Genomic DNA, 11,920 nt, shown 5'->3' on the forward strand with positions numbered 1-11,920 from the left:
AGTTTTGTTGAAGCCGCATCGGATGTGCCGTCGATGCATTCAGGAAAATTTCAGTCGTCAGGCTGATTTGGTTTTAAATTTAAGCAGCCCTTTGTGTTTACAAAAAACAGAGGTAGATTCTCATGAAGTCTTGGCAGCTTCCTGAACACGTCGCCGACGTATTGCCGACCAATGCGCGACAATTGGAAAGCGCCCGTGAGCGGCTGTTGGCTTTGTTCCGCGTGCATGGTTACGAACTGGTGCAGCCGCCGTTGATGGAATACAGCCATTCCTTATTGACGCATATCGATGCCGGTTTGTCTTTGAAAACCATTTTGGTCGTCGATCAGCTCAGCGGCCGCCAGCTCGGTATCCGCGCGGATATTACGCCGCAGGTGGCGCGCATTGATGCCCACTTGCTTTCCGCCAATCAAGGCATCAACCGTTTGTGCTATGCCGGCTCGGTGCTTCATGCGCGGCCTGACGGATTGCTCAATATGCGCGAGCCTTTGCAGGCCGGTGCGGAAATGTACGGCTTGGAAGGTATTGAAGCGGACATCGAATTGATTGATTTGATGCTGAAAAGCATGAAGATTGCCGATATGGGTGAAGTTTTGCTTTCATTGGGTCATATCGGCGTATTCCGTGCTTTGGCAAATGCCGCTCATTTGGATGAGCAGCAATCGGCAACCTTGTTGTCATTGATGCAGGACAAAGATGCCGAGGCTGTCAGCCAGTTGGTCAAAGAGTGGAAGCTCGACGGCATGTGGGCAAAAGCGTTTTCACTGTTGCCCCGACTGTACGGCGGTCGCGAAGTGCTGACTTTGGCCCGTGAGAAATTACCGGAATTATCCGCAGTCAGTGCGGCGCTGGATGCATTGCAGGCCGTATGCGATGCGTTCCCAAATCAAAAAGTGCATATCGATTTATCGGAATTGCGCGTTGACAATTACCATACCGGCTTGCTTTACGCGGCTTATGGTTCAAATCTTTATGATGCCGTGGCACGCGGCGGCCGTTATGACGGATTGGGCGGATACTTCGGACGCGCGCGTCCGGCTGCCGGATTCAGTTTTGATTTGCGCAGCTTTATCGGCCGCCTTCCCGCTATCGGACGGGAGTCCGTGGTGGCGGTCGATATCAAAGACATGCCTGCGGCTCAAGAAGCGGTAGATGCTTTGCGCGAACAAGGACAATGTGTCGTTATCGATTACGGTATCGGCTACAACGGTTCGGAAGAGGTTACAGGCCGTCTGAAACAAGTGGACGGCGTTTGGAAAGTAATCGCTTTGAACGATTGAGTTTTATTTTGAAATTTTGTATCTGAAATAAGGTTAGATAGCTATGGCTAAAAATGTTGTCGTAATCGGTGCCCAATGGGGTGATGAAGGCAAAGGTAAGATTGTTGACTGGCTGGCGGAAGAAACCAGCGGTGTTGTACGTTTCCAAGGCGGCCACAATGCCGGCCATACTTTGGTCGTCGGTGGCAAAAAAACCATTTTGCGCCTGATTCCAAGCGGCATTTTGCATGAGACTTTGGACTGCTTTATCGGTTCGGGTGTCGTGGTTTCTCCTGAAGCATTGTTGGGTGAAATCGACGAATTGAACGCCGCCGGTGTGAAAAACGTTGAAGGCCGTCTGAAAATTGCGCCGACCTGCCCATTGATTCTGCCTTACCACATTGCGCTTGACCAAGCACGCGAAGCTTCCCGCGGTAAAAGCAAGATTGGTACAACCGGCCGCGGCATCGGCCCGGCTTATGAAGATAAAGTTGCCCGTCGCGCGATTCGCGTGGTGGACTTGTTGCACCCTGAAAAACTGGTTGAAAAACTGGAAGCTGTTTTGGCCTATTATAATGTTCAGCTGCAACACCTGCACCATGCCGAGCCGGTAAAACTTAAAGATGTGATGGCGGTGATTGAAAAAGTTGCGCCGCGCATTACGCCGATGATTACCGATGTTTCCCGTGTTTTGAATGAGAAAAACCGTAAAGGCGAAAGCCTGTTGTTTGAAGGCGCGCAAGGTACGTTGCTGGACATCGACTACGGTACTTATCCGTTTGTAACTTCGTCCAACTGCTTGGCCGGTGCCGCTTCTGCCGGTGCAGGCGTGGGCCCGCAAATGCTGGATTACGTTTTGGGTATCGTTAAAGCCTATACCACCCGTGTGGGTTCCGGCCCATTCCCGACTGAATTGTTTGACGAAGTAGGCGCAGGTTTGGCTGAGCGTGGTCATGAGTTCGGCTCCGTAACCGGTCGTGCGCGTCGTTGCGGTTGGTTTGACGCGGCTGCTCTAAAACGCTCTATTCAAGTTAACGGCATTTCCGGCATGTGCATTACCAAGCTGGATGTCATGGACGGTGTTGAAAACATCAATATCTGCGTAGGTTATGAGTTGCCTGATGGCAGCAAAACCGACATTCTGCCTTGCGGCTCTGACGCGGTGGAAACCTGCAAACCGATTTACGAAACCATGCCGGGTTGGAGCGAGTCGACTTTCGGCGTGAAAGAGTATGACAAGCTGCCTGAAAACGCTAAAGCTTACCTGAAACGTATTGAAGAAGTTTGCGGCGCGCCTGTAGCCATTGTTTCAACCGGTCCTGACCGTGAAGAAACCATCGTTTTGCATCATCCATTTGCTTAATTGATGAAGTGAATAAAGGCCGTCTGAATTTTTCAGACGGCCTTTATATATGCAATGCAATAAAAATTCAGCCCTAAAGACGTCTGTCTTTAGGGCTGAATTTTGTATTTTACGCCGTTTTGAAGTACGAATGTTTGGAAAATGAGATGTAGTGCCAAGTAACAATTATTCTCATTGACGTAAATCAAGAAAAACCAAATCTGTAATTTTATTTCACAAAAACCCCTGTAAATAAATGGGTATTGATGTTATCCTTTCAGAAAATTTACAGTCTATATTTTCAATAAAATTAGGAGCTTGATATGTCAAATGATGTTCAGCAACGTCCTGCCGCTTGGGAAGGTTTTGTCGGTGGCAACTGGGAAACCAACGTAGATGTCCGCGATTTTATTCAAAAAAACTACACGCCATATGAGGGCGATGCTTCATTCTTAGCACCTGCAACCGAAGCTACAACCAAACTGTGGGCGGAAGTGATGGAAGGCATCAAGGTTGAAAACCGTACGCACGAGCCGTATAAAATCGACGCGCAAATCGTCTCCGGCATTACCAGCCATGCTCCAGGCTATATCGACAAAGATTTGGAAACCATCGTCGGCCTGCAAACTGACGAGCCTTTGAAACGCTCGATCATGCCGTTTGGCGGTTTGAAAATGGTGCAAGACGCGTGCAAAGTGTACAACGTTGAATTGAATCCTGAAGTCAGCGAAATTTTCACCAAATACCGCAAAACCCATAACCAAGGCGTGTTTGACGTTTATACGCCCGACATCCGCCGCTGCCGCAAATCAGGTGTGATTACCGGTCTGCCGGATGCTTATGGCCGCGGCCGTATTATCGGCGACTACCGCCGCGTGGCATTGTACGGTATCGACTTCTTGATGAAAGACAAACTCAACCAGTTCAACTCACTGCAAGCCGATTTGGAAAACGGTGTGGACTTGGAAGAAGTCATCCGCCGTCGCGAAGAAATCAACGAACAATACAAAGCTTTGGGTCAAATGAAAGAAATGGCGGCTTCTTACGGCTACGACATTTCCGGCCCTGCAAAAAATGCACAAGAAGCCATCCAATGGACTTACTTTGCCTACCTTGCCGCCGTTAAATCTCAAAACGGCGCAGCGATGTCCTTCGGCCGTGTGTCTTCGTTCTTGGATATTTACATCGAACGCGACCTGAAAAACGGTGTGATTACCGAAACCCAAGCGCAAGAATTTATTGACCACTTGGTGATGAAACTGCGTATGGTCCGTTTTCTGCGTACGCCCGAATACGACCAACTCTTCTCCGGCGACCCGATTTGGGCAACCGAATCCATCGGCGGTATGGGTTTGGACGGCCGTACCTTGGTAACCCGCACCAACTTCCGCGTGCTGCATACCCTGTACAACATGGGGCCGTCTCCTGAGCCAAACATCACCGTATTGTGGTCAGAACAACTGCCGCAAGGCTTTAAAGAATTCTGCGCCAAAGTATCCATCGATACTTCGTCCATCCAATACGAAAACGACGATTTGATGCGCCCTGACTTCAACAGCGACGACTACGCCATTGCCTGCTGCGTCAGCCCGATGGTGGTCGGCAAACAAATGCAGTTCTTCGGCGCCCGTGCCAACTTGGCGAAAACCCTGCTGTACGCAATCAACGGTGGCGTGGATGAGAAATCTAAAGAGCAAGTCGGTCCGAAAACCGAGCCGATTATGGACGAAGTTTTGGACTACGACACTGTCTTTGAGCGCATGGACAAATTCATGGATTGGTTGGCAACCCAATATGTTACCGCGCTGAACATTATTCACTACATGCACGACAAATACAGCTACGAAGCCGCGTTGATGGCGTTGCACGACCGCGACGTGAAACGTACGATGGCTTGCGGTATCGCCGGTTTGTCTGTGGCCGCCGACTCGCTGTCCGCCATTAAGTACGCCAAAGTGAAACCGATTCGCGACGAAAACGGTATTGCCGTTGACTTTGAAATCGAAGGCGAATACCCACAATTCGGTAACAATGACGACCGCGTGGACGACATCGCCTGCGACTTAGTGGAACGCTTCATGAAAAAAGTGGCCACCCACAAAACTTACCGCAACGCCACTCCAACTCAGTCTGTGTTGACCATTACTTCCAACGTTGTTTACGGTAAGAAAACCGGTAATACTCCGGACGGCCGCCGCGCAGGCGCTCCGTTTGGTCCGGGTGCAAACCCGATGCACGGCCGTGATGTCAACGGTGCAGTCGCTTCATTGACTTCCGTAGCCAAACTGCCATTTGAGTTTGCCAAAGATGGTATTTCCTACACCTTCTCTATTATTCCCGGCGCGTTGGGTAAAGACGAGCACTCTCGCGAACGCAACCTTGCCGGTTTGATGGACGGTTATTTCCACCATGAAGAAGGAGAAGTGGAAGGCGGCCAACACTTGAACGTCAACGTATTGAACCGCGAAACTTTGGAAGATGCGATGCATCATCCGGAGAAATATCCGCAGTTGACTATTCGCGTGTCCGGTTATGCGGTTCGCTTCAACTCGCTGACCCGCGAACAACAGCTTGACGTGATTACCCGTACGTTCACTGAAACCATGTAATCCGGGTTGAGAAACAAACTAGAAGCTAAATTTGCATTTGGTTTGTTTTGAAACAAAGCTCCAAGGCCGTCTGAAATGTTCAGACGGCCTTTATTATCGTACAATTCACATCAGCAAAATTATTTTTGAGCCGAACACCATGTCCACGACTTTTGCGATCACTCCCGAGCCGGAACTGAAAAACCTTGGCCACCGCCACTATAACGGCAAAGGCATTATTCATTCGATTGAATCTTGCGGCGCTGTCGATGGTCCAGGTTTACGCTATGTCCTCTTTCTGCAAGGTTGCCTGATGCGTTGCCTTTATTGTCATAATCGCGATACTTGGGATTTGCATACCGAGCAGGCGCAGGAATTGGATGTGGCAACTGTAATGAAGCAGGTCATGACCTATCGTCATTATCTGCGTGCGACAGGCGGAGGCGTAACGGCAACCGGCGGCGAGCCGTTATTGCAATATGAGTTTGTACGCGACTGGTTTACGGCCTGTCGGGAACACGATATTCATACCTGTCTCGACAGCAATGGCTATGCTTTGCACTATGATTCGATTTTGGATGATTTGCTCGATCATACCAATTTGGTCATGCTCGACTTGAAACAAATTGATCCTGAAATTCATAAAGTGCTCGTCGGTATTCCCAATACCAAAACGCTGAAATTCGCGCGCTATCTTGCTGAACGCAATCAGCCGACACGGGTGCGTTATGTGGTTGTTCCCGGTTATACCGATGATGAGCGGTCGGCGCATTTATTGGGCGAGTTTATCGGTGATATGGACAATGTCGAAATGGTCGAGCTTTTGCCGTATCACGAATTGGGTGCACACAAATGGGCTTTGTGCGGCGACGAATACAAATTAACGGGCGTACATCCGCCGCCTAAAGAAACCATTTTAAAAATCAAAGAAATATTAGAGAGTTACGGAAAAAACATTATTTATTAAAACAGAAAAAGGCCGTCTGAAACGAGATAATCAGTTTCAGACGGCCTTTTTATCATTGAAAAAACTTAATCGTTCAATGCGGCCAAAACCCTGGCGACAACTTCTGATACTGCAACGGCTTGAGCCTGATTGTCACGGCGCTCGGCATATTCGACATTGCCTTCTTTTAAGGCGCGATCGCCGATGACGATGCGGTGAGGAATACCCAACAGCTCGGAGTCATTCAGCAAGACGCCTGCACGTTCGTCGCGGTCATCCAACAATACATCCGCGCCTGCGGCCAAAAGCTCGGCATAGATTTTGTCGGCGGCTTCGCGTACGGCATCTGATTTTTTGTAGTTCATCGGCACGATCACAACTTCAAACGGCGCCATTGCTTTGGTCCAGATAATGCCTTTTTCGTCGTTGTTTTGTTCGATGGCGGCGGCAACGACGCGGGTAATACCGATACCGTAGCAGCCCATTTCCATGATTTGGGATTTGCCGTTGTTATCCAAGAAGCTGACGTTCATGGCTTTGGTATATTTGTCGCGTAATTGGAAAACGTGGCCGACTTCAATACCGCGCGCCAGTTTCAGACGGCCTTGTTCGTCAGGGCTGATGTCGCCTTCGATGACATTGCGCAAATCGACAAATTCAGGCTCGGCAGCATCGCGGCCGAAGTTGAAGCCGGTATAGTGGTAGTCGTCTTCGTTTGCGCCGATAATCCAGTCTGCGCCTTTTTCGGTGGCGAAATCGGCATAGACTTTGCCTTTGAAGCCGACAGGGCCGAGTGAGCCGCCGTTTGCGCCGAACTGTTCAACAATCGCGGCAGGGCTTGCCATGGTCAGTGGCGATTTCACGCCGGCCAGTTTTTCTGCCTTAATATCGTTAAATTCATGGTTGCCACGCAACAGCAATAGAACGAGTTCGCCTTCGTTTTCGCCTTCAACCACGATGGATTTAAGGGTTTGTTCAACCGGAATATTGAGGAATTCAACCAAAGACTCGATGGTTTTGACGTTTGGCGTATGTACTTTGGTCAACTCAGCTTGAGCAGCAGCGCGTTCGCCTTTAAGCGGCAAAGTCGGTGCCAGCTCGATATTGGCGGCGTAATCGGAAGTATCGCTGTATGCGATAACGTCTTCGCCGCTTTCAGCCAATACTTGGAATTCGTGAGAGCCGGTGCCGCCGATGCTGCCGGTATCTGCGGCGACGGGGCGGAATTCCAAACCCAAACGTGTGAAGATACGGCAGTAAGCGTCGTACATATCTTGATAGGTCGTCTGAAGCGAGGCATAGTCGGCATGGAAGGAATAAGCGTCTTTCATGACGAATTCGCGCGCACGCATCACACCGAAGCGCGGACGCACTTCGTCGCGGAATTTGGTTTGGATGTGGTAAAAGTTTTTCGGCAGTTGTTTATAGCTGTTGACTTCTTTGCGTACGATGTCGGCAATCACTTCTTCACAAGTCGGACCCATGCAGAAATCGCGCTCATGACGGTCTTTCAGGCGCAGCAGTTCTTTACCGTAAAACTCCCAGCGGCCGGATTCCTGCCACAGCTCGGCAGGTTGCACTACCGGCATCAGCAACTCCACGCTACCTGCGCGGGCCATTTCTTCGCGCACGATATTTTCAACTTTGCGCAATACGCGCAGACCCATCGGCATCCAAGTATAAAGACCGGATGCGTTGGCTTTGATCAAGCCGGCGCGAATCATCAGCTTGTGGCTGGCAAGTACGGCTTCGGCAGGGGCTTCTTTAAGGGTAGAAATGAAGAACTGGGAGGCTTTCATGGCGTATTTTTCTTTCTTAAAAATAAGTGCGTATTGTAACGCAAAATGTATGGCCGCGTGTCTTTTGAATGGCATCTGATGAAATCGGCCGTTGTTTTACGCAGCTTTTGATTTAGGGCGATTTTTAGGGATGTCAACCCTAATTTATGCACAAAGCCGCATAACCTTGTTTTACCTATAAATTTTCACTGTATGATTATAGTAAAATCTTATAAATATAACTATTTGATTTTATTGAATTTTATTTGATTAAATTTTAGTCAATTTAAGACTTGGTTTGTTCCTAAAGAAAATTTTACGATTACCCAAAGCTTATCAACAGATTTATCCACAGAGATTGTGTATAGATTTTAAATGCTGTCGGCGTAATGATTTCGCATGATTGGCAAGCCTTGTTTAAAGTAGATTTGGTCGCCTTAAAAAGATGGGGCAACAACACGATGGGCAGGTTTTGCGCTAACATTCTGCTTATTGTTGTTTCCTTACAAGGAATAAAATGAAAAATTCGGAATTGCATTTGCTGGAACGCAGAAAGATGTTTAACGGGCATCAGGAACGCTACCGCCATTTTTCTCAAACCTGCCGGACGGATATGGTATTTGATGTCTATCTGCCGCCACAAGTTTTAAAAGGTTATCCCGCGCCTGTTTTATATTTTCTTTCCGGCTTAAATAGTGATGGTTCTGAATTGGTTCAAAAAAGCGGAATCCAACGTTTTGCGGCACAATGGAATATTATTGTGGTTTTCCCGGATACCTCGCCACGCGGTCAGCATGTTGCCGACAGTGAAGAACATTATCTTGGACAGGGCGCCGGATTTTATGTCAATGCAACTGAAGCACCTTGGGCGCAGCATTACCAAATGGAAAGCTATATCAGCCAAGAATTGCCTGATTTAATCGAGCATCATTTCCCAGTAACGAAAGAGCGCAGCATTGCAGGTTTCAGCATGGGCGGGCATGGTGCGTTGCATTTGGCTTTGAAGCATCCCGGTAGATATGCTGCGGTTTCTGCCTTTGCGCCTTTATGTCATCCCATCGATACGGAAGGCGGCAGGCAGGCATTCTCAACTTATTTGGGGCAAAAAGTGGAAACATGGAAACGCTATGACAGTACAGAACTGCTTCAGACGGCCTCGCCTAAATTGCCTGTTTTGATTGATGTCGGCAGTGAAGATGCTTTGTATCCTGAAGTCCTGCAACCGGAAGGGTTTGTCCGCTCAGCACGAGAAAAAGGTTTCAATATCCAATATAAAGTCCGTCCGGGCTATGGCCATGATTATTTCTTTATTGCCAGCTTTATTGATTCGCATATTGAGTTTCACGCTCAGGCATTAGGGCTCTAAACTATATTAAATAAAGGCCGTCTGAAATCCGATTAATGGTTAGATTTCAGACGGCCTTTATTTGGTCTTTTTTGACCTTTTATTTCAAACAGATTTATTCCTCAGGACGTTCGCCGTCGGTATCGTCCAATTTACCTTCGGTAATATCGACATTGATACCGACTGCCGCACGGATTTTGGCATCGATTTCGTTGGCGATATCAGGATTTTCTTTCAGCCAAACGCGTACATTGTCTTTACCTTGGCCGATTTTTGCGCCGTTGTAGCTGTACCATGCGCCTGATTTTTCAACGATGTCATGTTTGACGCCCAAGTCGATCAATTCGCCTTCCCAGCTGATGCCTTCGCCGTAAAGAATATCGAATTCGGCTTGACGGAACGGAGGGGCAACTTTGTTTTTGATGACTTTGACTTTGGTTTCGTTACCAATCACGTCATCGCCTTTTTTAATCTGACCGGTACGGCGGATGTCGAGGCGGACAGAGGCATAGAATTTGAGCGCGTTACCGCCGGTTGTGGTTTCAGGGCTGCCGAACATCACGCCGATTTTCATACGGATTTGGTTGATGAAAACAACCAATGTATTGGTGCGTTTGATGTGGCCGGTCAGTTTGCGCAGGGCTTGGCTCATCAGGCGGGCTTGCAGGCCGACGTGGCTGTCGCCCATTTCGCCTTCAATCTCGGCTTTAGGCACAAGTGCGGCTACGGAGTCGACAACAACCATATCGATACCGCCTGAGCGTACCAAGGTATCGCAGATTTCCAATGCCTGCTCGCCGGTATCCGGTTGGGAGAGATAGAGTTCTTCGACTTTTACGCCGAGTTTGCGGGCGTAAATCGGGTCAAAAGCATGCTCGGCATCGATGAATGCGCAGATGCCGCCATTTTTTTGGCATTGGGCAATGGCTTCGAGACAGAGTGTGGTTTTACCGGAGGATTCCGGGCCGAAAATTTCAACCACGCGGCCGCGGGGCAGACCGCCGACGCCGAGTGCTAAGTCCACGCCGAGGGAGCCGGTGGAAATAACATCAAGGTTTTCTTCCTGTTGGCTGCCGTCCATTTTCATGATGGAGCCTTTGCCGAAGTTTTTTTCGATTTGGGCAAGGGCTGCGGCTAAGGCTTTGCTTTTTTCGTCTGACATGTTTTCTCTCCGAAAGGAAATATGAATCGCTAAGAATTTATTTAGCTATTATCGCACAAATTAAGAAAAAGTATAGTTTTATTTTTATTTTTCAGACGGCCTGTGTTTTTTGTATGCAACAAGCCGTCTGAAATGTTGAATAATCAATTAGTTGGTCAATGATGCAAAAACTTGGAAATAGTCGGGGAAAGTTTTATGCGTACATTTCGGGTCGTTAATGATGACAGGGACGCCCAAAAGCGAAACCAGCGAGAAACACATGGCCATGCGGTGGTCGTCGTAAGTATCGATGACGGCATCGGGGGTAAGTGTTTCGGGTGGCGTAATATGGATGGCTTCGGCTTCTTCAACGACTTCTGCGCCCAGTTTGCGCAGTTCGGTTGCCATGGCAGCGATACGGTCGGTTTCTTTGACGCGCCATGAGCCGATATTGCGCAGGGTGCAGGGTTGTTTGGTGGCCAGCGCAACAATGGCCAAGGTCATGGCCGCATCAGGAATATGGTTGGCATCCAAATCAAAGGCCTGAATCTTGCGCTCGGCAGGACGGGAAATCTCAACAAAATTTTCGCCCCAAATAACATCCGCACCGATTTTCTCCAGTTCGCGTGCGAAGGCAACGTCGCCTTGAATGCTGTGTGCGCCGATACCAGTTACGCGGATGGGTGTACCGGCAATCAGGCCTGCGCCCAAGAAATAAGATGCGCTGGAGGCATCACCTTCTACATATAAATGTTCGGGCGCATGATATTTGGCACCGGCCGGGATTTTAAATACACGGTAGTCCTCATTGATGATGTTCACACCGAACTGCGCCATCAGCTTGAGCGTGATGTCGATATAAGGTTTGGAAATCAACTCGCCTACCATGTGGATTTCAAATGCTTGTCCGGTCAAGGGCAAAGCCATCAGCAGGGCGGTCAGGAATTGGCTGGAAACATTGCCTTTAATCGGAATAACGCGCTCGCCGTTGTCTTGGCGTTTGCCGATCTGAAGAGGCGGATAGTTTTCATTGCCCAGATATTGTACGTCCGCACCTGCAATGCGCAGCGCATCCACTAAATCGCCGATGGGGCGTTCGTGCATACGCGGCACGCCATGAAGATGATAGTCGCCACCCAAAACGGCAAGCGCGGCAGTCAAGGGGCGGAATGCCGTACCGGCGTTGCCTAAAAACAAATCGGCGGTTTGGTTGGGAAAGCGGCCGCCGGTGCCATGAACTTTCAGACGGCCTTCAGGTAAAGATTCAATGTGTACGCCGAGTTTGTCGAGTGCTTCAAGCATTCGGTCGGTATCGTCGGATTTGAGCAAAGAATGGATTTCGCAAACGTTGTCGGAGAGTGCAGCCAAGAGCAGCGTGCGGTTGCTGATGCTTTTGGAACCGGGCAGGGCAACGCTGGAGGGCTTGAGTGTGGAAGCGGGCAGGCGGATGGATTCGGTCATTGGTTAGGATTTCAAATTGTAGACAAAACGATATTATACGCAGGCAAAGGCCGTCTGAAA

The 11,920-nt window shown here is 49.1% G+C and carries 8 protein-coding genes; 5 read left to right on the forward strand and 3 right to left on the reverse strand.

The features are described 5' to 3' along the window. Positions 1 to 122: 122 nt before the first annotated feature. From HMPREF2596_RS04315 to pflA, 4 genes are all read left to right on the forward strand, one after another. Positions 123 to 1,280 carry an ATP phosphoribosyltransferase regulatory subunit gene (locus HMPREF2596_RS04315; protein WP_070849855.1) on the forward strand — a complete coding sequence of 386 codons (1,158 nt, stop codon included), beginning with the start codon at positions 123 to 125 and terminating at the stop codon, positions 1,278 to 1,280. A 43-nt stretch (positions 1,281 to 1,323) separates the two neighbouring features. Next, complete coding sequence (locus HMPREF2596_RS04320) at positions 1,324 to 2,622, forward strand: adenylosuccinate synthase (RefSeq protein ID WP_070849856.1); 1,299 nt, start codon at positions 1,324 to 1,326, stop codon at positions 2,620 to 2,622. Between the two features lie 302 nt (positions 2,623 to 2,924). After that, positions 2,925 to 5,210: a formate C-acetyltransferase gene (pflB, locus tag HMPREF2596_RS04325; protein WP_049348204.1), complete on the forward strand. Its 2,286-nt coding sequence runs from the start codon at positions 2,925 to 2,927 to the stop codon at positions 5,208 to 5,210. 139 nt (positions 5,211 to 5,349) lie between these two features. Next, positions 5,350 to 6,156: a pyruvate formate lyase 1-activating protein gene (gene pflA / locus HMPREF2596_RS04330; RefSeq protein WP_070850020.1), complete on the forward strand. Its 807-nt coding sequence runs from the start codon at positions 5,350 to 5,352 to the stop codon at positions 6,154 to 6,156. 65 nt (positions 6,157 to 6,221) lie between these two features. On the opposite strand, the gene HMPREF2596_RS04335 is transcribed toward pflA, so the two are convergent. Continuing rightward, positions 6,222 to 7,934, reverse strand: coding sequence for a proline--tRNA ligase (locus HMPREF2596_RS04335; protein ID WP_070850021.1), 1,713 nt, complete (start codon positions 7,932 to 7,934; stop codon positions 6,222 to 6,224). 496 nt (positions 7,935 to 8,430) lie between these two features. Here HMPREF2596_RS04335 and fghA point away from each other — a divergent pair, with 496 nt between their 5' ends. Then, positions 8,431 to 9,279, forward strand: coding sequence for an S-formylglutathione hydrolase (gene fghA / locus HMPREF2596_RS04340; RefSeq protein WP_070849858.1), 849 nt, complete (start codon positions 8,431 to 8,433; stop codon positions 9,277 to 9,279). A gap of 94 nt (positions 9,280 to 9,373) precedes the next feature. On the opposite strand, the gene recA is transcribed toward fghA, so the two are convergent. Together recA and aroA are read right to left on the reverse strand one after the other, a co-directional pair. Continuing rightward, positions 9,374 to 10,420: a recombinase RecA gene (recA, locus tag HMPREF2596_RS04345; RefSeq protein ID WP_003680794.1), complete on the reverse strand. Its 1,047-nt coding sequence runs from the start codon at positions 10,418 to 10,420 to the stop codon at positions 9,374 to 9,376. 147 nt (positions 10,421 to 10,567) lie between these two features. Continuing rightward, complete coding sequence (gene aroA, locus HMPREF2596_RS04350; protein WP_070849860.1) at positions 10,568 to 11,860, reverse strand: 3-phosphoshikimate 1-carboxyvinyltransferase; 1,293 nt, start codon at positions 11,858 to 11,860, stop codon at positions 10,568 to 10,570. Positions 11,861 to 11,920: the final 60 nt, after the last annotated feature.

It is taken from the genome of Neisseria sp. HMSC078C12 (genome assembly GCF_001838065.1).
In the GTDB taxonomy this organism is placed as follows: domain Bacteria; phylum Pseudomonadota; class Gammaproteobacteria; order Burkholderiales; family Neisseriaceae; genus Neisseria.

Excerpts from the sequence above, each read along its gene's own strand:
- aroA (WP_070849860.1), bottom strand. The coding sequence starts at position 11,860 with ATGACCGAATCCATCCGCCTGCCCGCTTCCACACTCAAGCCCTCCAGC.
- recA (WP_003680794.1), bottom strand. The coding sequence starts at position 10,420 with ATGTCAGACGAAAAAAGCAAAGCCTTAGCCGCAGCCCTTGCCCAAATC.
- HMPREF2596_RS04320 (WP_070849856.1), top strand. The coding sequence starts at position 1,324 with ATGGCTAAAAATGTTGTCGTAATCGGTGCCCAATGGGGTGATGAAGGC.
- HMPREF2596_RS04335 (WP_070850021.1), bottom strand. The coding sequence starts at position 7,934 with ATGAAAGCCTCCCAGTTCTTCATTTCTACCCTTAAAGAAGCCCCTGCC.
- pflB (WP_049348204.1), top strand. The coding sequence starts at position 2,925 with ATGTCAAATGATGTTCAGCAACGTCCTGCCGCTTGGGAAGGTTTTGTC.
- pflA (WP_070850020.1), top strand. The coding sequence starts at position 5,350 with ATGTCCACGACTTTTGCGATCACTCCCGAGCCGGAACTGAAAAACCTT.
- HMPREF2596_RS04315 (WP_070849855.1), top strand. The coding sequence starts at position 123 with ATGAAGTCTTGGCAGCTTCCTGAACACGTCGCCGACGTATTGCCGACC.
- fghA (WP_070849858.1), top strand. The coding sequence starts at position 8,431 with ATGAAAAATTCGGAATTGCATTTGCTGGAACGCAGAAAGATGTTTAAC.